At 58.5% G+C, this 22,759-nt stretch carries 19 protein-coding genes and 1 pseudogene; 7 read left to right on the plus strand and 13 right to left on the minus strand.

All coding sequences use genetic code 11. The features are described from left to right. Positions 1-29 precede the first annotated feature (29 nt). From AC0V8S_RS24305 to AC0V8S_RS24315, 3 genes are all read right to left on the minus strand, one after another. Positions 30-596, minus strand: coding sequence for a hypothetical protein (locus AC0V8S_RS24305; RefSeq protein ID WP_475433866.1), 567 nt, complete (start codon positions 594-596; stop codon positions 30-32). Between the two features lie 484 nt (positions 597-1,080). After that, positions 1,081-1,476, minus strand: coding sequence for a hypothetical protein (locus AC0V8S_RS24310; protein WP_475433868.1), 396 nt, complete (start codon positions 1,474-1,476; stop codon positions 1,081-1,083). Between the two features lie 81 nt (positions 1,477-1,557). Next, positions 1,558-2,931 (minus strand): tyrosine-type recombinase/integrase, encoded by a 1,374-nt coding sequence (locus AC0V8S_RS24315; protein ID WP_475433870.1) that lies wholly within the window; start codon positions 2,929-2,931, stop codon positions 1,558-1,560. A gap of 598 nt (positions 2,932-3,529) precedes the next feature. Between AC0V8S_RS24315 and AC0V8S_RS24320 the strand changes: the two genes are divergently transcribed. The 3 genes from AC0V8S_RS24320 to AC0V8S_RS24330 all read left to right on the plus strand — a co-directional run bounded on the left by AC0V8S_RS24320 (position 3,530) and on the right by AC0V8S_RS24330 (position 7,407). Further along, positions 3,530-4,216 (plus strand): hypothetical protein, encoded by a 687-nt coding sequence (locus AC0V8S_RS24320; RefSeq protein WP_475433871.1) that lies wholly within the window; start codon positions 3,530-3,532, stop codon positions 4,214-4,216. A gap of 429 nt (positions 4,217-4,645) precedes the next feature. Continuing rightward, the gene (locus AC0V8S_RS24325) at positions 4,646-6,997 is read left to right on the plus strand and encodes a beta strand repeat-containing protein (RefSeq protein ID WP_475433873.1); all 2,352 of its coding nucleotides are present in this window, start codon (positions 4,646-4,648) and stop codon (positions 6,995-6,997) included. A 122-nt stretch (positions 6,998-7,119) separates the two neighbouring features. Next, positions 7,120-7,407 (plus strand): PilZ domain-containing protein, encoded by a 288-nt coding sequence (locus AC0V8S_RS24330; RefSeq protein ID WP_475433875.1) that lies wholly within the window; start codon positions 7,120-7,122, stop codon positions 7,405-7,407. A 659-nt stretch (positions 7,408-8,066) separates the two neighbouring features. Here AC0V8S_RS24330 and AC0V8S_RS24335 read toward each other — a convergent pair. The 4 genes from AC0V8S_RS24335 to AC0V8S_RS24350 form a co-directional block, all read right to left on the minus strand. Next, positions 8,067-8,357: a hypothetical protein gene (locus tag AC0V8S_RS24335; protein WP_475438690.1), complete on the minus strand. Its 291-nt coding sequence runs from the start codon at positions 8,355-8,357 to the stop codon at positions 8,067-8,069. A 326-nt stretch (positions 8,358-8,683) separates the two neighbouring features. Beyond that, positions 8,684-10,639, minus strand: a complete 1,956-nt coding sequence (locus tag AC0V8S_RS24340; protein WP_475433876.1) for a ParB/RepB/Spo0J family partition protein — start codon at positions 10,637-10,639, stop codon at positions 8,684-8,686. Between the two features lie 511 nt (positions 10,640-11,150). Beyond that, the gene (locus tag AC0V8S_RS24345) at positions 11,151-11,591 is read right to left on the minus strand and encodes a L,D-transpeptidase (protein WP_475438691.1); all 441 of its coding nucleotides are present in this window, start codon (positions 11,589-11,591) and stop codon (positions 11,151-11,153) included. A gap of 517 nt (positions 11,592-12,108) precedes the next feature. Then, positions 12,109-13,635, minus strand: a complete 1,527-nt coding sequence (locus tag AC0V8S_RS24350) for a hypothetical protein (RefSeq protein WP_475433878.1) — start codon at positions 13,633-13,635, stop codon at positions 12,109-12,111. 593 nt (positions 13,636-14,228) lie between these two features. Here AC0V8S_RS24350 and AC0V8S_RS24355 point away from each other — a divergent pair. Both AC0V8S_RS24355 and AC0V8S_RS24360 read left to right on the plus strand, forming a co-directional pair. Further along, positions 14,229-14,957, plus strand: coding sequence for an antitoxin Xre/MbcA/ParS-like domain-containing protein (locus AC0V8S_RS24355; protein ID WP_475433880.1), 729 nt, complete (start codon positions 14,229-14,231; stop codon positions 14,955-14,957). Positions 14,958-15,322: 365 nt separating this feature from the next. Beyond that, a complete protein-coding gene (locus AC0V8S_RS24360; RefSeq protein WP_475438764.1) occupies positions 15,323-15,661 on the plus strand; it encodes a porin in 339 nt (112 codons plus the stop codon). Positions 15,662-15,717: 56 nt separating this feature from the next. On the opposite strand, the pseudogene AC0V8S_RS24365 reads toward AC0V8S_RS24360, so the two are convergent. Next, a pseudogene (locus AC0V8S_RS24365) lies at positions 15,718-15,990 on the minus strand (hypothetical protein); the annotation flags it as partial. A gap of 77 nt (positions 15,991-16,067) precedes the next feature. On the opposite strand from AC0V8S_RS24365, the gene AC0V8S_RS24370 reads away from it, so the two are divergent. Further along, on the plus strand, positions 16,068-16,466 hold the full coding sequence (locus AC0V8S_RS24370; RefSeq protein ID WP_475433882.1) for a porin: 399 nt from the start codon (positions 16,068-16,070) through the stop codon (positions 16,464-16,466). A gap of 112 nt (positions 16,467-16,578) precedes the next feature. Here AC0V8S_RS24370 and AC0V8S_RS24375 read toward each other — a convergent pair whose 3' ends face one another. After that, positions 16,579-16,974, minus strand: a complete 396-nt coding sequence (locus AC0V8S_RS24375; protein WP_475433883.1) for a hypothetical protein — start codon at positions 16,972-16,974, stop codon at positions 16,579-16,581. A 328-nt stretch (positions 16,975-17,302) separates the two neighbouring features. Here AC0V8S_RS24375 and AC0V8S_RS24380 point away from each other — a divergent pair, with 328 nt between their 5' ends. Further along, positions 17,303-17,488, plus strand: a complete 186-nt coding sequence (locus AC0V8S_RS24380) for a hypothetical protein (protein WP_475433885.1) — start codon at positions 17,303-17,305, stop codon at positions 17,486-17,488. 578 nt (positions 17,489-18,066) lie between these two features. Here AC0V8S_RS24380 and AC0V8S_RS24385 read toward each other — a convergent pair. The 4 genes from AC0V8S_RS24385 to AC0V8S_RS24400 form a co-directional block, all read right to left on the minus strand. After that, positions 18,067-19,122 carry a GlxA family transcriptional regulator gene (locus AC0V8S_RS24385; protein ID WP_475433887.1) on the minus strand — a complete coding sequence of 352 codons (1,056 nt, stop codon included), beginning with the start codon at positions 19,120-19,122 and terminating at the stop codon, positions 18,067-18,069. Between the two features lie 146 nt (positions 19,123-19,268). Continuing rightward, positions 19,269-20,444, minus strand: a complete 1,176-nt coding sequence (locus tag AC0V8S_RS24390) for an aspartate aminotransferase family protein (RefSeq protein WP_475433889.1) — start codon at positions 20,442-20,444, stop codon at positions 19,269-19,271. A 171-nt stretch (positions 20,445-20,615) separates the two neighbouring features. Further along, entirely contained in the window at positions 20,616-20,939 is a 324-nt protein-coding gene (fdxA, locus tag AC0V8S_RS24395; RefSeq protein ID WP_475433890.1) for a ferredoxin FdxA, read from the minus strand. Between the two features lie 48 nt (positions 20,940-20,987). After that, on the minus strand, positions 20,988-22,418 hold the full coding sequence (locus AC0V8S_RS24400) for a KamA family radical SAM protein (RefSeq protein WP_475433891.1): 1,431 nt from the start codon (positions 22,416-22,418) through the stop codon (positions 20,988-20,990). Positions 22,419-22,759: the final 341 nt, after the last annotated feature.

Consider the following 22,759-nt stretch of genomic DNA (forward strand, 5'->3'; position numbering starts at 1 on the left):
AATTCGTCGACCGAACCGCGGATTAGCCCTTAAGTGTGGCTCTTTTGACCGTACACCGCGCCGACATACAAATATTTGAAGGACTTGCGGCTTCCTGTCGAGAGGAGTGGAGCAGTTACCGTTTTGACAGAGAACTCGTTGGTTTTTACAGCTAGAACGCCTTTCGCCGAAAGACATAAGATGCACCGATAACCGACGATGTTACCTTTCCCGTTCTTCAGAGCTAGGAATGCGGTGGAATCGAGGGTGTGAATTTTCTTCGCCTCTTCGAAGGTCGTCGCTTGATCGCCGAACCTTTCCCTAGCGATATCAACAATGGCCTTGAGGTCTTCCAAAGAGCACGGTGTCGAGTGGTGGTTACCTGTTTTGGCTAGTCGCCTAGAAATTTTGTCCGTCGAAAATAACCAACCGCCGAGAAAAACTAGTAACACCAATACAGCCAGCAGTAACAACGCTACTACTTGGAAAAGCCATCGCACGTATAGCGGGATATTGAAGTCTACGAAAAGATCCTTACCCGCGCCAAGGACCGCTGCCACAACGGCAAAGATCCCCGCGACAACAATAAGACCTCTCGTTATCTGCGAAGTGCGCAATCAAGCCGCTCAAACAGAAAACACCGGCTATTTGAGCCGGTGTTTCCCCTTAATGTGTTTCAGTAGCAGTACTATCTCGGCTTCGTATCTTAGAGAGAAAGACTGCAACAAAAAGTGCGGCGCTGAGCGCAAGAAGCGGAAGGTCCAAAGGTGTCTCCGACGTAGTAGGAATAATATCCTATGCTGACGAAACTACGACCTGCTGTCAAACATATTCAGCCTCTGCAGAGCTAGTACCCCTGATGGCTTAGATAGTGTCGAATACGCTCAATCCACGACGCTCGCAACCTGCAAGCTTGGCATCTAGCACGACATAACTTGCTCGAAGCATGCCAAGGGTTTGCGTTTGTTGGCGATTTCGAACCACAAGCGCCTACGGTGATGAGATCGAATTCTTGGCGTACTCTGAGGCGGCCCGTCATCGGCGGAAGCGCGCCTCGGCCTGCTGGCCGGAGCCATGCATGAAGCTATGAGGCATTGGCTGCTACCGTTTGCGGTAATAGGCTTCCCATGCCAATCCGATGTCGGTGAATGTCCATTCCCGTCGCCGGCCGTAGGCAGAGCTTGAGCGGGTAAAGCACTCGTTCAGGCCGGTTTCCCTCTGGAATTTCATGAACCACGCCGTGGATTTGGGCTTGCCGGATGCCGTCGGCTGAATCCGCCGGATGAGCTCGCTATGCGCCCAATGGTTATTCGGGTTGGACAGGGAAGCAGGATCCGACAGATAGCCGCGGAGCTTTTGTAAAGTCACATCTTCGGGCGCCTGGTGGAGGTCTGCGCGGAGCTCTGCAACGGCAAGTGCGGCTCCCTGCCTCGCTGCTTCCGTCAGCATGTCGCGCAATTGGGTGCTCGTCAGCACTAACGCTTGCAAGGCATCCATGAACCATACTTTCCTTGATGGGATTTTGCGACGGAGATTGCCCCCGATCATTGCCTCACAGGCCGAAAATGACGTCAAGCACTATACGCCGAGAAGGTCGCCAAGCTTTTGGGTGACAGGACGCATCGGATCAACAAAGCCAAGATCATAGATCATGGTTGTTTCGAGATTCCCCTTGTGGTCGACGTAATGCGATATGGCCTCATGCGAGACCCCTTGGCCCGCCAACATCAGCGAGATCGCAATCCGCTTGAGATCGTAGAGTTGGAAATAATCCGGCACGCCGGGCAGGGCCTTGAACCTGTCCAGCCCTTTGCGAAAGTTATCGCGAGGCTGGGTCATGTCCGCATGTGACGGGAACAGCAACTTGCTCTCGGGCCAGCGGTCACGTTGGGCCTGCACCATTCCGGCAACCCTGGCGTGGATCGGCACCGATCGGTAGGCGTACTCGTAGAGCGAACGCGACAGCTTGATTCCCTTGGTGTTGTGCTTGTGCCAGACCAGCTTCTCCAGGTCGAAGTGGTCGAACTCCGCATGCGCCAAGTCGCTGGGGCGGGCCATGGTCAGAAACAGGATGCCCATGAAGTTGCAGAGTTCCTGCATCTGGTCGTTGGCTGTTGCGACCTGGCCCTTGATCAGAGCCATGTTCCGCTTGGCAGGGCCTTCGAGGTGATTGATTTCGGGCACTGCCTGGAAAACCGGATAGAAGATGTGGGCGGCGATCTGGCGGATCTGTTCAGTGGAATAATCCCGGCGGCGGCGGATCTGTTTACGCGCGCGGATGGGGGTGCACGGATTGCGCATGTCCACCAGCTGCATGCGGATAGCCCAGTTGTAGAGCGCCAGGACGTGGCGCAATGCGCTGTTGAACACGTAGGGCGACGAGAACTGCTTCTGGAATTCCTCGATGTGCAGCGGCTTAATCGAGGCGAGCGGCCGATCGGCAAACATCGCCCCGAAATCCTTATACCGCCGCCGGCTGTTGTGGCCCCGCTTGGTCTCGACTTTCGGCTGAGGCCGGTGCCAATGCGCCACGAAGATCGCGAAATTGTAGCGGTAGCCGGGGGAAAGGGTACTCACGTGGGTTTCCCAGTACCGGTCGATTGCCTCGCGGACCGTCAGAAGATGGGCGCGGCGGGGGTCGGTCCGGTCGAAATCCGGGTTTTCCCCGACTTCGAGCCGGCGTTGCCGTTGGCCGACCGCCAGCCTGGCGGAGGTCACGTTCAGAACGACGGTCGTGCCGAGGACTTTCCGATAGCGCCTGCCGTTGAACTGGTAGGCATGAACGAAAGCTTTGTTCCCGAGCGCTGTAACTCGGAGCCCCAGTCCCGAAACGGAGTCATTGCGAATGCGACCGTCCAGTCCGACCGGGTAATCCCAGTAAATTTCCTGGCCTTTTCCAGGAGGGCAATCTGCGCTAAAAACAAGGTCGTCAGTTAAGAACAATTGAGGCATTTCATGTAACTTCCATGTAACCGATTTATAGCAAATGTTACATGGAAAGTGAAGTAATGATGATCAACCGGTCATCAAAAATGATGGGAAAACAAATGATTACAAATTACGATAATCTCGGATTATCGTACTTGGGGCGCTCCGAAGGAAGTGGTCGGACGTTCGAATCGTCTCGGGTGCGCCAAAGTTTTCAAATGGTTACATGAAAACCGATCCAGTCGATTCTTCCCATGTATCTTTCATGTAACCGATCTTTGGATCGGGACGATCATCCGGCATTAATAGTCACTGGAATGGGCGGAGGGGCGAATTGGGTTCTCCGTCCGCGATCGTGCCACCAACTGCCCCTCGCCCGATCTGTTTTGCGCGGCGCTTCCTCTCGACCAAGCATCGCCCTTTGGAGGAGAAGTGAAAAAAGAAGGAGGCACACCCTTGAGCTCCGCCTCCCTCGTTTTCCTACCTGACACTGTAACCCACTGGGCCAGTGCACAAATCACACACCGGCCTGTCAGAAATTTCCCTATCGCCTGTCAGAACATCTGGAGCGAGGTAGCATAGGTTTCAAGAACCCAACAATCAGCAAAGGAACCTTCTGACAATGCAACTCACCTTCAACCGCCTGCTCAGCCGCATGTCCTCCAACAAGGGCTATACGATTGACCAGACCATTCTGATCGTCGCCATCATCGCCATTCTTATTACCCTCGTGATCATCACCGTGGGCTGGCAGCTCATCAACCGCTCCAGCGGTACTAAGGCCGGTGCCCAGCTCAAGCAGGTCGAAGACGCCAACGGCCAGTTCTATTCCGGCCAGCACGTGTGGCCGCAAAACGCCCTCAGCAGCGCCGGCACCCCCGCCAGCAACATGGCTGTGCTGGTCAACAACACCATCCCCGCAGCGAGCTGGGCTAGCAACATCGACCAAACCAACCTGCGCAACATCCTGCCCGGCTTCCGTGTGACCGGCACCGGTACTTCTGCCGTGGTTTACCATGGTTTCGGCGGTGGCAGCTCCACGACCGGCATCATCACCGAACAGGCCAACACCATGGCGACCGTCGGCAGCGACCAGCGCATGGTTGTCCAGTTTGCCAGCATGCCCCTGGCCGACGCCCAGGAAGCCGACAAGGCCATCGATGGCGCGATCGACGCCACCAAGGGGCGCGTGGTTTACGGCACCGCTGCCTGTCTAAACGGCACGCTCGGCGGCGCGACCACCATCCCGACCGCCCAACCAACCGCCAGCCTCGTAACCCTCTGCTACGGCGCCAACACCGTCAACTAAGCCTGACGCAACTGAAAGCCGCCCCACCGGGCGGCTTGCTGCACTCTTACCCCCGCTTCACCGTTCTATTTCGGCCCGTTCCATCATCAATCGCCGGCGCCTGACCCCAGGCGGCGAAGTCAGCCGAGCTGCTAATGGAACAAGCGATCGTCACCCGCTGCTCCGGCAAATTCTCGATCGACCGCGGGCTAGCGTCCAATCTCGCCAAGCCTGGAACCGCCGCCATTGGAGCGGAAGGCTGTCACCGCAGTGGCGAAGCCGCAACGGCGGTTGCCCCATTTGACGTCACTGGCGACGCCAAGCGGTTCAGGTTGCGGTAGATTGGCGGCATGAAACGCCTTTCCTGCTTCCTGATGTTAGCCGCTATGGTCGTGGCCGCGCCGACGTGGGCGCAGGATTGGGGGCGTTGTCGCCAATATCTCTGCCACCATGGGCGTTGCAGGCAACCGACTTTGCTATGGCGAGGCGAGTCGGGGCGACATCGGGTGCCCGGCCGATGCGCCGGTTATTAGCGGCTCGACGATTTCTGGCACGTTTGTGGGGGACGGATCCGGCCTCACCGGCGTCACGGTTGCAACCGATCGCATCGTGAGTGGCACCAGCGCCGCGATTATCGGCGCCGACGGAACCGTGACCATGCTCGGGAGGCTGGAGATCGTGACCGGCACCAATGTGGTCGCCCTCGGCAAGAGCGCCGGATATAGCAATACTGGGAGTAATGTCACGGTTGTCGGCAAGTCGGCCGGAAATCTCAACTCTGCCAGCAATGTCGCAGCGCTGGGCGACTTTGCCGGCCAGACCAATACCGGCAGTGCTCTCACAGCAGTCGGCCATGCCGCCGCGCAGAACAACACCGGAAACAACGTCACCGCCCTGGGTGCCTGGGCCGGTACCTCCAACACCTTCAGCAACGTTACCCTGCTGGGCTACAGCGTCTATACTGCCGACAAATCCAACCAGGTGGTGCTGGGCAACGGCAACGTGGTGGAAGTGAGCACCAGCGGCGTTTATGTCGGCAAGGGCGTCAGCATCACGGGCACCATCTCCGCCACCAATTTCGTCGGTAACGGCTCCGGCCTCACCGGCATCAGCACCGTTACCGACCGCCTCACCTCCGGCACCTCCGTCGCCACCCTCGGCTCCAACGGCACCCTCACCGTCCGCGGCCTGCTCGACATCGTCACCGGCACCGGCGTGGTCGCAGTGGGACAATCTGCCGGAACGAATAATTCCGGCCTCAACCTCACGGCGCTGGGATACTTGGCAGGCCAGATCAATTCCGGCACCAACGTCACCGCCTTGGGTTACCAAGCAGGGCGCTACAACACCGGGGATTATACCACCTTGGTGGGTGGCCTTGCCGGGCAGAACAACACCCAGACCCACCTTACGGGAATCGGCTATTTCGCTGCAAAGGACAACACCGGCGCCTTCGTAACAAGCGCGGGTGAAGAAGCCGGGCAGTACAACTCCGGCTACGCCCTTGCCGCGGTGGGCATTACAGCCGGTAAATATAATTCTGGCGCCAACGTCACCGCCATGGGGTCCTATTCGGGCCAAAACAATACCGGCGTTAATGCCACCATGTTGGGTTACCTTGCCGGGCGGAACAACATCGGCAGCAACGTCACCGCCCTTGGTTTCGGAGCCGTCTATAGCAGCGGCGTGTCCAATACGTTCAGCAACGTCACCGGCGTCGGCTACAACGCCCAGCCAAACAAGTCCAATCAGGTGGTCCTGGGCGATGGAAACGTCGTCGAAGTCTCCACCACCGGCATTTATGTCGGCGCAGGCGTCAGCACCACCGGTGCCATCTCCGCCACCAACGGTTACATCAGCAACAGCCTCGGTATCGGCACGACAACCCCCAGCACGTCGCTTAACATTATGAGCGCATCGCCCATAATTCGGCTCAGCGACATAACCGGCCTCTATTCAAGCATCAACGGCTCTAGCGGGAACCTCTACTTCACTAGCTACAACAGCACTCGCAACCATTATTTCATGGCAGGCGGTACCGAACTGATGCGTATCCTCGGCACCGGCCAGGTTGGTATCGGCACCCAAAGCCCCAGCGCCACCCTTCACGTCTACGGCGGCGTTTCCAGCAGCAGTATTTATCTCGGCCGTGCAGGCTTCCCCAATTTATTGGGGATGATCGACTACACGGGCTCAGCCATGGTCGTGGGCACCAACGGCGCCGATGGCTTGGTCTTGCGCACGAACGGCACCACGCGGCTAAGCGTCGATGCGACCGGCTACGTTAGCACGGGCGGCAACATGGGTATCGGCGGCATGATCGGCTATATTCCCTCAACAACTCTCCACGTCTCCGGTACCCTCCGCATCGCCAATGGCGGGGAAACCTGCGACACCAACCGCTCCGGCGCCATCCGCTACAACGGCTCTGCTTTCCAGGTCTGCTACGGCACCGGCGGCTGGGCTAACCTCGCCGATGCTTCTTCCACGGTCGCCACAACCGACCGCATCACCTCCGGCACCGCCCAGGTCATCGCCAATGGCGCTAGTGGCTATGTCTCTCTCACCAACGGCGCTTCCACGTGGGGCTATCTCGGCGTCAGCCAGACCTATTTGGGCGCCACCAATTTCGGCGGCAAGGTGGGCATAGGGACCGTCACTCCCGCAGCCGCACTGGAAGTCTCCGGCACCGTCTCCGCCACCGTCCTGCAGCTGGCGGATGGCCCTGCCATCACCTGCGGCCCATCCACCTACGGCACCATGAAAATGGTCAACGGCCGTCCCTATTACTGCCGTCAGTAGAAAAGTTGGAAGGAGGCTTGCTGCTTATTCTGTGAACAAGCGGCTTCTGGCTTGCCGACCACGTCGCGGAAAAGTAAAGAAGCGCCAGAGGCAATCCAACGTTACTCGTTCATGGGTGTTTTATGCACAGCGGTGAAGAATTAAGAAAACAGCGGCGGCGGCGCGTTCTCAAAGGAGCGACGATTCTGACCGGTATCTCAAATTCAGAAGTCAAGTGCACTGTCAGAAACATGCATTCCGAAGGAGCGGAGCTGCAGGTGTCAATGGAAGCGCGCGTTCCGGATGAATTCCTTCTCTACATCCCGATTGACGGCATAGGCTATAGGACAGTTGTTCGGTGGCGACGAGCAGACAAGCTCGGAGTAATGTTCTTAGGCACGGAACCAAAGCCACACTGGCACTACGGTTGAGTCTAATTTCTTGAATCTGCCTTATCTCCATTTCCGATCCAACAGTACAGCAGGATTCTTGTTGATCTCGTAACCTTCCGGCCGTTCACGAAGACGCGGCCCGTGGGAGTTCCAGTTGTTTCGGATTTTGGTAATGGTCGGCGCGAGGAAGCTGGTCGATGGAACGTTTCAAAGTCGAAGAGATGGACGGCTCAGAGATCGTCCGCAGCGTGTCAGTCGCGGCACAAAGCCATGTTCACGCCGTGGTGAAAGCGATTCCGCGACCGCTCAAGCCTGGTCGCGTACCCGACAGGCCTTGGATACGGGTTACCGACCCCAATGGTACGTCCCGAGACTTTTCTAGCGGAGACTGAACCGACTTATGTCACTCCCCTCGCTCGCGGGCAGCTTGATAGTATTCCTGTTGTGGTATGGAATGCTTATACTTGGAGAAATGGGAGGTGCCGACTTGTTCGAAGATGGGGAATCTGGCCGAAACAGAGATCAGACGTGTATCTTCTGGATCGTGGTAACCGTCTTCGCGATAGCATTCGCCACTTGTTGGACGGTGTAGGCAGCCCGAAAGCCACGTAGATGGCCTCTGAGCGCACCTTGCGCGCTAATACAAAGGGGGAACCCACGTCAAAAATATTCCGAGCCTGCGCCACGCAATTCCGAGATCACGCGCTTCCGTCCGTTTCACTGTCCTCATCGACCATGCGCACCGGCAAATAGGCATTCGTCTCCAGCCACTCCCGTAAGACGATCTGGATGAGATCCGATCTACCGATTTTCATTTCAGCGGCGATGGAGCTTAGGGCATCCTCGGTCGCCGGTTCCAATGGCACGCCGGCGACGTTTCTGAGCATGAGGGCAGCGCGGCGCAGGATAATCTGCAAGTCCGCGCGCGGGATATCCGTTATGCGATCGGCTGCTCTCTCAAGCTCTTCTGCAACAGATTGGCGTGTCATCGGGCTCCAGTCGTCCATCCCTGGAGGCGAACCTTCGCGACGCGGAGGGATGGAATAGCAATGATTGGTCGGTCGCGGCCCGCCAGTCAATCCGGGGGATGCGTCGCCGACGCGGCACCCCCTTCTCCGGGGCAGGCTTGGGAGACAACAGCTATTCTCCGGGCCGCGCATATCTTGACCAATGGCGCTTTCTGGGCGGGCGGGGAGCGCGAGCGGCGGGCCTGGGGCGCCCTCGCCTGGCCTCAACCGGTTCGATACCGGCTTGAGGGCATTCGCGGACGCAAAAAACCCGGGGCATTGCTGCCCCGGGCTAAGTTTCCTGGCCTTTATTCGGCGGCGATCGCCATCTCATCAGGACTTTCGCCCTCGGGCCTGACCGGCTTCCGCAGCGCAGCGGGAAGCCAGCCCTTGCCGTCCATTTCCTTCTCGGCCTGCAAGACGCCTTCGGGTTTGGGGCCGCGTTCGACCGCTTTCGCGGCATCTTCCGCGCACCCGGCCTCGCGCATCACGCCAGCGATGTCGGCTTTCGACAGCCGCGACAGGAACGCCGCTTCCGGTGTCCACCACAGGCCCATGTCAAGCCCAACCGCTTCTGCCATCAGGTCGGCTTGGGCTATGCGCTCCTTGCCGGTTTCGTGGCGGGCCACCACGGCGTTGAGGTTGGCGGCAGTCACCACCGCCAACAGCTCAAGGAGCACATATTGTGGCTGCGCCACCAGCCACGGCCACAGGTCGGCAGGGTTTCCGGGCACGCGGTCCGCCCAGCCTTCCACAACCTCGTTCCACCCCGTCAACGCACGGCAGGCGTCCGGCACCTTGATGGAGGGAGCAAGGTTCCGGCGCTGGCCGGTGACCTCCACGGCTGGCTCGATACGGCCATAGTAGTCGTAGAACACTCGGCTCACCAGCGCATGCACGATGCCAACCAGCGCCACGTCGGGACGGTTTGAGAGCTCGACGCGCAACGCCGCCGTGCGGATGGCCGTCAACTCCTCGGTCAGGGCCGCCGATATGCCGACGGCTTCCTCTTCGGGGCTTTCCTTCTCTCCGGCTTCGCTAGCCTCGTCGCCTTCGTTCTGGCCCTCATCTTCGCCGCCGTTCTGCAAGGCAGCGAGCGCCTTGCGGTCTTCGGCCTTCACCAGTCCCGGTGTGACCTGCAAACTGCTACCGTGAGAGATACCCACGACACAGCCCGCCAGCGCCATCTCACCCGTTTCAAAGGCTTCCGCCGCGTTCTGGATGGCCTCGATGCGGCTTTCCAATGCCTGCAATTTGGCCTCGTCGGCCTCGATTTGCGGGTCGCCTTCGGCGTACGCGTCAACAGCCTCGGCCAGTTTGTCGTACTCCAAGCCCAGCGCCGCCAGTTCGGCTTGTTCGGCCTCAGTTGGGTCGCGCCGCACCGCATGGATGCGCCCAAACCCGCCGCTGTGGATGAACGTATTGTCGAGGCTGATTTCCACCCATTTCCAACCCTGCATCCGCAACTCGTCGGCTACCGTGTCAAGCCGCTCACTGGCAAGCTTCACCAGCAAGGGACGGTCGGTCAGGAAGGTCTGCCCATCCTCGGCGAACAGGTCGCGCAGCACCCCGCCCCCTGCCCCCTCATAAGCTTCGATACCGACAAAGCGTGCCAGCCGGTCGGTGCCGCGTACATGGGCACTGGTCAGGAAGGAACGGATATTGGCCGGGTTCCTGCTCCAGCCATCTTGCTCGAACCAAGCCGCCTCCTGAGCGGTGTAGTCATCGCTGACGGCAAGGGCCTTGGCCTGCTCCAGCGTCAGTTCACCGGCGCGCATGACGTCAAGGATGCGTGGCGACAGATTGGCCAGTTTCAGCCGCTGGCGAATGGTAACAATGGACTTACCGAAGCGCGCCGCAATGTCTTCGGCCGCCATGCCCTGTTCGACAAGGTCTCGGTAGGCAATGACCTCGTCCACGGGGTGCATCGGCTCCCGCTGGTCATTCTCGGCCAGAGAAATCTCGGTGTCGCTGCCGTCCTCGCGCAGGATGGCCCTGACCGGAAAATCCGTGGTCACGGCCACACCCTGCACGGTGCGGCCTTCCTCCAGCAGCAAACGCAAAGCCCCGAGACGCCGCCCTCCGGCGACGACCTCAAACTTGGCTCCCTTCGGGGCCTTACGGGTCACAAGGTTATGGATGAGGCCGTGGGCCTCGATGCTGGCGGCCAGTTCGGCCCTGCCCGCCTCGGAATTGACGCGGCGTACGTTGGCCTTGCTCGGCACCAGCTTGCCGAGCGGGATGGTGATTTCAGCGGTATTCATGGTCTTGCTCCTTTGATTGTCGTTTCAGGACAACCCTTTCCCCAGCGGGTTCAGGCCATCCTGAACCCCTGCCTCGCGGCGAGCAGCGGGGAGAGGGGGCAAGCCCGGGGGCGGAGGGGTGTCCCCGGTCTGCACGGAGCGTAGCGCAGGAAGATGGGGGAACCGCCCGCGGCGGCTTGCTGGGAGAGAGGGCCGCGCGCCTCTTTCCCCAGAAGAGAGGAAACGTGCCGGTAGGCACATCCATATCGGCGTAGCCGTGCCGCTAAGGCGGCCCCAACATAGAAGGGCGTACAAGGCGGAAGCACCGAAATGTCCGCCAGCAGGACCAAGTCAGTTCGGTGCTGGAGAAAGTTCGTGGCCCTGAGACCGGTTCAACAGGGCGGCCGTAGGAGCATCAGCATAGCGCCGCCGCCAGGCCGGATGCGGGACCGACAGCCCCCGGCGAAGGGCGCTTTCTGTATCGAGCAAATCAAATACGAAAGATGCAATCTATAAATAGAATGTGGCTGCGCTAGCTTGTCGCCAACGGGTTGGCTCCGTAGCTTACCAGCAGATGGAAGCGCCCGCTTTGAAGGGTCTCGCTGAGTTTCTGGGCACAGTCCCGCAACGTTGCACCGTCTTCGTCAACACCGATGCATCCGTGCGTCCCAGGAGGCGCACCGTCCGGATGAATCCGAAATGCGCTTCGATATGCGCCGGGCCTATATGACGTGGGCACCACTTCAGTCAAATCAAATGAGTAGCTAATCCCGCCACGGCTCATTCCTGGAGCGCCGGTTCTATCTGGACGATAGTTGCTTACAATATAAAGGCCCGGAGGAGTCGGTCCGTTTTGATGCTTATAGTCGGCCACGAACCCACCCGTTGAGGCGTTGTATGTTCCAACGACGTTTTTATGCGGGTCGTAGACCGTCAATCTGCCCGTATACCTAGCCACCCGTGAGGTGTTCATCGTCACTGTGGCGACGAACGTGGCAAGCACGGGAAGACCACCGCCCAGCGCGGAACCGACAGTTTTCGACGCGAAAACCTCCGACGTAGCCGCCTCCAGATCCTCAAAGGTGAATTCCGGTCCATGCGTCCCGAGCGTGACCGCATTGGCGTCCGCCTGGACTTCAGCTGGCGCGGACTTCAGTGCTAAATCATACTCTGCCTTGTGGGATGATGCCAAACTCTCGGTAATTTCAGGGGCACCTTCAACGGCTAACCCTGAGATGATCGAATAGATGCGCAGCCACTGCGCTATATCTCGGGCGTTGGATTGCTTTCCACATCCGCGCCGAACGCGAGCACGTCTGGTTGCAAACTGTTTTCGTAGGTTTCTGCAAGCGAACCGGCAGCTGCGGCTGAATTAAGGCCCTTCAATAACCCGTCGAAAGCTCGTGACATTGACTATAATCCCTAGTTAAACCTATGCCATACCATCAGACGTGGCTCTGACGGTCGCCGGGAACTTGGCGAGAGCCCAGTTATCCCGCTGCAGCGTCGGTTTTCCGTTTACGCGGCTTAGCATCCGGTACCGCCCGAACCTCTGTAGACACTGCGGAGGGCATGAGCAGATCCAACGGGACTGCTGCTGAAAGCTGGCTCATCCCGAGAGCGGCGGCGAATTTTTGCGCTATCAATCTGAATCCCATTGGGTCGGGGTGCAGTTCGTTAGCCCAGTGCGCATCATTCAGTGTGCCCTGCGTCTGTACGACGTGGAATTTGTTCTTGGGATCAGCAGCCAACGCATCAAGCATAGCTTTGAATTTCTCGAGAGCTTCATGCACGATCGCCTTGCCCTGGTTCGCGGGCCAGTTGCAGAAATCCAAGGACGGCTTTAGCCAAGGACCATATCCACATGGGGCCCCAACCCCGTTGGGTGTGGGAAAATCGTAGCAATGGGCATAGATTGGCACGCCGGGCGCGTGCCTGTCGCGCAACGCGAACAAGGCGAGATAGCTCGAACGGACAATTGCTAAAACCCCGCCGTAACGGTCAGGATTTAAACCGGCTGCTTTCCCGTCGTTGTAGTCGAGGAAAATGCAGAAGTTGTTGCCCGCAACATCGTTGCCACCGGCAGACACGATGATTGCGTCCGGTTTTCCATTAGGCCAATTCGACTTGTCCGCCAGCAGCTGCAGTATCCTCTCTTGCTTCGGCAAGCTCATCTCGTCGGTGGAGGCGTCGCCCCGGTGTGCCGTGGAATAAATGATGGGCGAAGGGCTGCAGATCGACTGCAACTGGACCTTTATATCGGAAGGACCCGAGAGCGGATTGTTGCCCTGGATGGGGTAATCGAACCACGAGTCGCCAACGGCCAGCAGATGCTTCTGTTCGAGATGGAAGTCTGCCTGCAGCGTCGTCGCGACCTCCTTGGCAGCCCTATATCGCATCGACTGTTTTTGCTGCGATGCGTTCCAGGCGGCCAGATCGCGATCGATCTGCGTCTGGAGCTGAACCTGGAAATCCTGATCGATCGCGGTCACCTGCACAGGTTGCGAGAGTGCAGTAAATCTCTGGGCGGTGCTGGCGCCTATAATTTGGCTGGCGGTTAACGAGGCGGTGCCGGTTTGCACGCCGACAGTCCAGCCCTCGTGCACTTTGATTGCCCCCGCTAGTTTGGCCAACTCAGAGGCTGAGAGCGTGCTTACGATTGTGCTTGCCGGCACCCCCACCGCAGCGGTTACCGCGGCGATGTAAGCTTCCGTGTCATTGTTATCGCCTGGAGGCGCATAACGGTAAAATGCATCGCGAATTGAAAGGCTCTTGTAAGAGCTGCCGGTGAATAAGGCCACGATCGCCGCAAGACCGGTTTCCTCATCCGGAAAGATGCCAAACCTGCCGTCATCGCCGATGGCTCCGTGAGCGTCGGAAAACGACCCGCGGGCTATATTTCCGGGGTTGTTGTTTCGCCACGAGCGGCTGCCATCTTTTTTGGTGACCTCCGAGCCCGACTGATCACGATAGGTAACTTGTCGCTTTCCAGATACCCACGCAACTACAAATGTCACAGCAGCCCCCCTCTGTACTTCAGTGTGTCGCTAGACAGCCATCAAATTGACTGACTAGCAAATAGAAGCTCTGGTGCGAGCAATCACTTCTCCGTGAACTAGATTATGGATTTCTAACTCGGGCCCTGTCGTGGGATCTGCCCCTGTATTGTCATCGAGGGGCTTAAGGCAATTGAGGCAAGCGTGTAGGTTGTGCCCCTGACTTACCAGATCAACAGCCCCGGCGAACGGCACCATATCAGCTGTCCGGACACCGCCGATCAGATCCCGCAGATGTCCTCCGTTGGGCCAAGCTCCGCGGCCGCGCCCGAACCTGCACCGGGAAGCAAAAAGCAGCACGATTGCAATAGTAAAGAAGCCCAATTCTATAGGGGCATCAAAACAACGCGGTTTGTCGTGCATCTGTCACAAACCACCCCTACACGCAAACTGAGGCGTCCTGCGACTGACATTTCGGGGCAGCCAGTTGGGGTGTAAAAAATGCAAGACAGCTGCCTGCTTGGTCGCTGCACCTTTTGTCGTTGCGCGTTCCACTTCCCGCCGTACGACCGGCCGCGGCGAGGGACGAGCCCGCGTGGCCCGCAGACAGATACATGACCAGATTTCAGAACGCGCCTGACGGGATTTCACAAGAGGCCCTTGCAAGCCTGGTGTCCGAGGCGGTGCAACAGGCATTGTCGCAGCATGGTGTCCTGCTGGACGCCGAGGCGCTCATTTCCGCCAGCGCGATTGCCGGGAGTCTGGTCGCCGCCCTGCCCTTCCTGCCGCAGGCACAGCGGCTCGCGATCGGCTCTTTCAAGGGCGACTTCACGGCGCTCGCCACCGAATTCTTCCGCACGATGGCGGACAAGATCGCGCGCGGCGGCTCGACCGGGACGGGCCGCACCTCCGAGAGCCCAGCGCCGCCAGCCGGTCTCCGCCAGCCTGCGTTTGTCGGGGGAGCCCCAGAGCTCCAATCGATGGTGATCGAGGACTGGGCGGGCGAAGTTGCCGGATCGACCTATCTGGAAGAGAAGCTCCGCATACCGCGCTCGACGCTTCATCGCTGGCAAAGGCGCAACGAAGTCATTGCCTTGCGCAAGGGCGGCCGCAAGCATGTCTTTCCGCTGGCCCAGTTCGTCGACGGAAGGCCGGCACTAGGGATCAGTGAGGTGTTGTCGCTGATTCCGAATCCAAGGCTGGCCTGGTTCTGGTTGGCCCGCCCTTCACAAGATCTCGATGGTCGTTCTCCCATTGAAATGCTCAAGCACGACATGGTGCGCGAAGTCGTGATGGCCGCACGCGACTTTTTGTCGACCTGCAGTATCAACTCTTCAGTTTGACTTTCTAGTTTTCAAATCGATTAGTTTGCAACAGTAATAACTCGCACTGTTCGAGCACTGCGCATTGAGTATCCAGTCATAATTAGAATCAATCTGGATATGCACACGTTTAGTTTGTACCTCTTGTGCAATATGTGCCGAGTTTGAGCGCATATTCGTGATATTTCTGCAACAATACTTCTCCAACAGTCAAATGGCCGCTTTCCGGTCTCAATCTCCGTTTGTGCACCGCAGCGAATTCGGCCATGTCGAGCGCGAAGAAGCGGCGCCGGTGCGCATCTTTTTCGATCGTGGGGACCAGGGAGGGATCCTGTCTTTAGAAAAGACACCCCAGCCCTTTTTTAACCTTTGAGTGGAGATCAAAAATGAACATCAAGAGCCTTCTTCTCGGCTCCGCTGCGGCCCTGATCGCAGTTTCCGGTGCTCGCGCCGCCGACGCCGTCGTCGTTGCCGAGCCGGAACCGGCTGAATACGTCAAGATCTGCGACGTCTACGGCGCTGGCTACTTCTACATCCCCGGCACCGAAACCTGCCTGCGCATCGGTGGCTATGTCCGCTACGATATCGCCGGTGGCGACGTCGGCTCGTTCGATGGTGCGCGCACCCATGACGTGCAGGACGGGAGCGACCAGGGCACCTGGAAGAAGAATGCACGCTTCGACCTGAGGACCTGGACCGGCCAGGAAACCGAGCTCGGACCTTGAAGACCTACACTGAGACCCGCTTCAACTTCGGCAACCGCAACGCCTATGCGGGTCCGGACAGCCCTCAGAACTATGCCTTCAACAAGGGCGTTACGCTGAACTTCGCCTGGATCCAGCTCGGCGGTCTGCGCGTCGGTAAGGACGAATCGGCCTTCGATACGTTCATCGGCTATGCCGGCAATGTCATCAACGACACGCTGGTTCCTTACGGCGATTTCGACACCAACGTCGTCCAGTATTACTTCGACGCAGGTAATGGTTTTTCGGCCGTGGTCTCTCTCGAAGAAGGTTCCGGCACAGTCGGCACCATCGACAGCTATGTTCCGCATGTCGTCGGCGGCGTGAAGTACACGCAGGGCTGGGTGCGATCAGCGGCGTCGTCGCCTACGACAGCAACTACGAGGAAGTGGCCGGCAAGGTTCGCCTGGACGTGAAGCCGATGGACAACCTGTCACTGTTCATCATGGGCGGCTACGGCACCGACGACAACCTCTTGGACGACGCGGGCAACGCTATCGATGCCCACGGCCGCGGCTTCTACAAGCAGTGGAGCGGCAACTGGGCAGTCTGGGGTGGTGGCACCTACACCATCAACGAGAAGACCTCGTTCAACACCCAGATCTCGTATGACGAAGGCAAGAACCTCGGCGTCGCAGCCAACATTGCCTACGAAATCGTCAAGGGCTTCAAGGTCACGGCCGAAGTCGACTACCTGCACCTTGGCGACGACACCGTCACCAACTGGACCAAAGCCGACAAGAAAAACAGCGTCGGGGGCATCCTCCGCTTCCAGCGCTCGTTCTGATCGAATCCCTGCCGATCAGAACGGAAGGCCCGCGACGACGTCGCGGGCCTTTTTTCTTGCCTAGGGCTGCCGTGCCGCCGGTGAATATGCCTCCCTGCGTAAAAGGCAGCGCTCAGCCGCCTGGGGACGGTACAAAGTGACCCGAGCTACGAAGCTCTGCTAGCAGCATCATGGCCGTCCCGTGGTGGTCACCCTTTGCTTGCTCACTCAGCGGAGACGCATACCAAGCAGCCAATTCTGCCACCAAGATGGCTGTGTCCCCGTTGATCGAGGCGCATCTAAGCTGTCCGCTCTTCTCCAGCACGATTATCGCGGTGCCAGTTTCGCCATATCCGATCGCAGCCATCCGCTGAACGCAGATATCGCCGTCGACACGTACGTCGAACAGAACCGATCCTGCGGTTTTCTCCGCGGCGTCAGCCACGCGATCACCGAACGGTTGATGTATGCCCTCGCGATCGCCGAGTGACTGCTCAAACAACGCCAATTCAACATGAGCCGCCACCATAGCTGCGAAGGTGCGCGCCGGCTGGCGGAATCGGCAATAGGCCAGGGCTCATTATCCACACCCCAGCCGCCGTCCCGCAGCCCCATGCACCATCGCAGTTGCGCTCTTGGCCGGCGCTACCTTTGCTGGTCCACTTCATACCCAAGCCCTTTGCTGCCCTCCTCGCCGGAGGTTTTTCCCAAGAGCAACCTTGTCTTCGCTAAAGTAGCTGAAGTTAAATTTCGAACGTTTCGGCTTGCCGGAAATTAGGGTCTCCGTGGGTAAACCCGCATGGCTTTTTCGGGTGCAGCAAGGAAGACTAATGCGAGGACGTGGATTGATTAGAGCGTTGCGCCAGGACGACGCTCGACAGGTGCGCGCGCGCATTGCCGAACTGGAGCGCGACCTCACGACGACCGCACCTTTGGGACGCCATCGACGTTTCGAAGCCGGCCATGAACTTCGCGTAGCGAAGTTCCGCCTGGAGAAGCTCGAGGAATGCATCGGCGAAATACCGGAGAGCGATGGGCGCTAGCGGAAGCTTCACCGCTTTCCATCCGAGCGCGCCGGCTACGCTGGCTTCCTCGAACCACGCTTGCAGGAGCATCAAATAGATGGGCTGATGCTCTCTATCATAAGCCATTAGGTGGTCCGACCAAGGAACATGGGTAGAAACAGCAGGAGCTTTATTAGGAACTTGCGCAACACTCCATGATATCTCGCATTGCATAATCCAGACCCCGCCTTTGACGCCCATAGCCTACCGTCAATTGAGGCAATTTCAACATCGTTTGGCGGCACAATCGGAGACGCGGCAGTGAAGGCCACGCCCTCGCCTTACGGAATCGGGAATTATGTCCTATCGTTGGTATGAGCAAACTACGGCAAGGCGCCGACACCCAATGGTGCTAGGGATGCGCTGATTTCGCAACCTGTCCACTTGCACAGGTTGCAGGGTCTCTGGCCTAGCGAAAGCACCGGAACGCTCCCATTGCGCGCATCGAAAGACGAGGCCGGTGCCAACGCAGCTCAGACAGCCGGAGTCAGCCATGCCGAGCTCCATCGACGATTGCCACTGCTATTCACCCCAACGCTGCGCTCTGTTTGAACCGCCTACGCCTGCACAACGGGGCTTGCCCACGGGCGCGTATGACTCGGCAGCATGCTGAAATGATCTTTGAAGGCTTTCGAAAAATGTGAAGAAGAAACATATCCGCAGGCTATGGCCACCTCGATCACCGGCATGTCTGTCGTCTCGAGAAGTTGCCGCGCCTTTTCGAGCCTAACCTGAGAGTAATAATTCATCGGCGTAGTCTTCAGGTGCTTTGAGAAGAGCCGCTCGATTTGGCGGCGCGATAGACTGACTGAGAGGGCGATTTTCTTGAGTGGCAACGGTTCCTCTACGTGCCTCTCCATCAGCCTGATCACGCGAATGAGCTTTTCGACAGCACCGGTGTAGCGCACTCCAAGTGGGATCGATTGGCTATGGTTACCTGTCCTAAATCTGTCCGCACTCAACTGACCACAAACCCGGCGGGCCAGGTCCTCTCCATGCCTAAGGCGGATCATTTCAGCTGCGAGATCGAGGGCTGCGAGCTCACCGGCGCAAGTTGTAACGGAGCCATGCTGGACAAAGAGGCAATCTTCGGTGACCAAGTCCGAGAACTTTTCGGCCAAAGCTGCAAGTTTCGACCAATGAATCGTACATCGCATGCCGCCACGTAAGATCCCTGCGTCAGCCAGCAACCAAGCAGCGGTTCCAATCGCACAGATTGGCAATTTGCGATGACTTTTGACGCGTAGGAGAGCGGAGAGCACACGCGACTTTTGCTCTTCGATGCGCTCCCCACCGATTATTACAATGGGTGAATCGTCATTGTTGTTTCTGTAGGAACTGATGTCGATGTCGGGCGAGATTGCGATGCCGCTCGAACTCAGCACGGGCGACATGTCTGTGCCGACGATCCGCCAGCCAAATAACTTCTCGCCGGCGCTGCAATTGGCTTGATAAAATGGCTCTACGAACGAAGAAAGGCTAAGATGCGAGAACCCTGGCAGAACAAGGATGTTGAGCCTGAGCGCGCTCTCAAATGAGGCCTTTCCTTCCGATGAGACTGCGTTGAAATCGAGGTCCGATGCGGGCAAGCCTGCATTGGCGGTTTCAACCATGGTTAGGCTCCTTCGTTTCCGCCTCGCTGCAGTCAGGTCGCTCAGGGTGCAAGCTCAAACCCCGCTTGGCTGCCGGGTGGCGGTCAGCGACCTTGACCTTCCAGCCGCACGTTGCCTGCACGGCATTCCGCGCGCCAGAGGCCGAGTTACAAATGAGGCTTCATCTTGCGCAGAGCGACCAGAACCACAGCCGCCATGTCATCAATATCCTGCTCAGACATGGCCGTTGACAGGAAACCAGTACTCGTTTCGACCATGAGCAGGCCGCCGTCGAAAAGATGCCCGACGAACGCCGAAAGGAGAGAAGCTTTCTCTGGCGACAAGTAGGCCTGCCGGTAGTTGGCAGGCGCATCCGCGGATAGATGGATTCGAAACATCGATCCCTGGCCTGTAACACATGCAGGCACGCCGGCAGTCTTGATAGCGTCGCCGATCGAGTGGCGCGCGCGGTCGCCCAGTGCATTGAGCCTGGCAACGGCTTGTGGATCGTATAACTTCATTGCCGTAAAGCCGGCGACCATCGTGATTGGGTTTGCAGAGAAAGTGCCTGAAAGCGGAAAAGGCGCCGGCCCTTTGAGGGGGTTCAGGACTTCCATCACCTCAGCGCGTCCGGCTATCGCCCCGACGGGAAAGCCACCTCCGATCATCTTGCCTAAGGCTGTGATATCCGGCTGTGCATCATACCATTGCTGTGCCCCTCCGAAGTTGGACCGAAACGTGATCACTTCGTCGAAGATGAGAAGCGCCCCGTTTTGTTCGGTCCAGCGTCTCAGCGCTTGAACGAAATCTTCCGCCGCAGGAATGACGCCAATACGATGGGGAAGCACATCGACGAGCACGCACGCCAATTGGTCGCGATGTTCGTCGAGTATCTCGAGTGCCCGTTGCACGTCGTTGAACGGGATCACAACGACATCGTCGAGTAAGCGCTGGGGCGTTCCGCGCGACACCGCAACGCTCGACGGGCGCTCGGGCTGTCCCCAGTTGTCCGGCCTGGCCATCTGGCTTGCCTCGGCGTAGTCGTAGAGACCGTGATAGGCTCCTTCGACCTTGGCGATCTTCGGTCGCCTGGTGAATGCCCGAGCAGCTTTGAGGCTCGCCATGACAGCCTCCGTTCCTGAATTGACGAAGCGGATTCTCTCAAAGGCAGGATTTCGGCTGCAAATATGTTCGGCATAGTCGATCTCGACTTCGGTGCCGAGGGCAAAAGCGGTTCCTTTCTGCAGCTGCTCGCTGACAGCAGCAACGACCGCCGGATGTGCATGCCCATGGATGAGCGAGGCAATATTGTTCGCAAAGTCCGTGCGCCGGACGCCTTCCACGTCATAGACATAGCACCCTTGCCCTCGCTCGACGTAGATCGGATGCGGCTTGCGCAGGATCGTATTTCGGCTGCATCCACCCGGCAAAACAGACTTGGCGCGCTCAACAGGGCTGCGCTTTTCGATATTTCGGTATGCAATTTCGCGTCCACGCGCATCTCCCGATAGCAGCTAGCGCTCCAGATGGCTTAGCTTGCCCTTTATTCCATCCCACGCCGCTGCGTCGGGAAGTGGTTGCTTGGAATCAGTCACATTGGGCCAAAGTCGAGAGAGCTCCTCGTTGAGCTCCAGAAAGTGCTTCATATCCGCCGGCAGGTCCGTATCCCGGTGGATCGCCTTTGCCGGACACGCCGGTTTACAGGCATCGCAGTCAATGCATTCATCCGGGTGAATAACCAGAAAGTTCGGCCCCTCATAAAAGCAATCGACTGGGCACACATCGACGCAGTCGGTAAATTTGCACTTGATGCAGTTCTCGGTGACGACATAGGTCAAGTCCGGCTCCCATACCGTTGGAAATGGCGGCTATCCTGGTCTCCGCCCCTACTCAGCGGCCTGCAGGAATGCGGGATTGATCCCATACATGGAATAGAGGCCAGCCTCGTCGAAGATGACGCGATCATCGTAACCGTTGAACCAGATTGCATCCGGATTGCGCCCGACGATGGTCACCTTGCACCGGTCTCGTGCATCCGCGGCCGAACGCAACAACTTGAAGATCACAACGCCTTTTTCACCACCAGGGACGCCAGGTACAGGCTCGTTGGTGACGGCCGCCACTTCGGTCTTGCCCTTGTAGTGAGTGATCGAAAGCCGCGCATGGGCCTCGACCCCGGAAAGGCCCTTTTGTGACTCGTTCAGAATTTGCCAGGCCCGCTCGATCGGCACATTGAATGCCTTGTGCCCGACGATGTCGCGACCGCAGAAGAAGTAGTGGTTGTTGATGCCGTTTCGGAGCATCTCGCGTTGCATGATCCGCAGCGCTTCGGCATCGTCGTTGATATCGCGAATTATCGGTGACTGGTTATGGATGGTGATCCAGGCGCGCCGGGCCAGTTCCTTAACCGCCACCCGCGTTTCGGGGATCCAATGCAGCCCACCGCCAGGATTATCGACATAACCGCCATCCGGTGTCTTGCGGAGAAACTCGTCAGGATGGTTGAAGTGCACCATCATCCGCAGGCTGACTTCCGGGTAGACCTCGTGGAAAGCGTCGAGCATCGCAAAGAAAGTTTGGTCGAACCGCTGCGGATGAAAAGCGAGCTCCTTGGTCCCGATGCGGATGTTCTCGACGCCGGCTTCCGCGAGCCCGGCCAGCCAGGCAGCAATGTTCTTGTTCCCCAGAACCATGGGATCGCCGCCCGACATCAGGATCTCGCGAAGCTTCTCACGCCCGGTTTCTGGATGGCGACCGCCATTTACCGCCACGGCCCTGTTGTGCTCGCCAATGTATTCGACAATCTCGCCGAGCTGCGCCAAGCCCTTAGGAGCAACCGTCCCATCCTCACGGGTGATCTCTTTGCGGCCGATCAGCTCCTCGCGATAGCAGAAGCGACAGTGGGCGGAGCAGGTCGCAGCCACATACAGCAGACCAAGCTCATACTTATGGATCAGCCCTTCGCGCGGGCTGTAGGTCATTTGCTTGCCCGGATCCTCGGCACCGTCGAGATCGTAGGTTTCTTTCGGGCTGGCTTTCACCAGCGTCTGCATGGGTTTGCTGTATTGCGCCTGCTCATAATAGTGCCGCGTGATCTTGATCGGCATACGCGCCTCCAGATCTCTCGCCGTGCCTTTCAGCTCGAGGATCCGGTCGAGCTCTTCTTGTGAATAGAACCCCCGCATGTCCTGGGACACGTCACCGGTGGCGAACTTGGCTATGCCGGTGATGATCTGCCGGTCGTATTTGCCGTTGACCACTCTCTCCAGAAACGCCTGTTCACGCTGCGTGGGCATGTATTTTTCGATGGTACTCACGGCGCATACCTCCAAGGCTACAAGTTCAGACCGGTACAGACATCGGCGGAGCCAGTCCGAGTCAAAGGATTGATTTCTTGGACTAATTCTCGGCTCCCTCACTCCGGCTTACAACCGCAAATATGTCACCATTCAGTGACTGGCACTCATGAGAGACCGCTGGCAGGATCGCGATAGTGCAGTCAGTATTCTTCCAACGGAGCGTTCGGAATTTTGTACAGATTGTCGCCGCACTCACCGCGGAGCTAGGCTCGCGGCGAGAAGCCCGGCCTATCCGCTAGCGGTTGGCTGTCACACTCATCCCTCATCGGCACACCGCTCTGTCCAGCGGCGGCGGAACT

The sequence above is a fragment of the Mesorhizobium oxytropidicola genome (genome assembly GCF_056174625.1).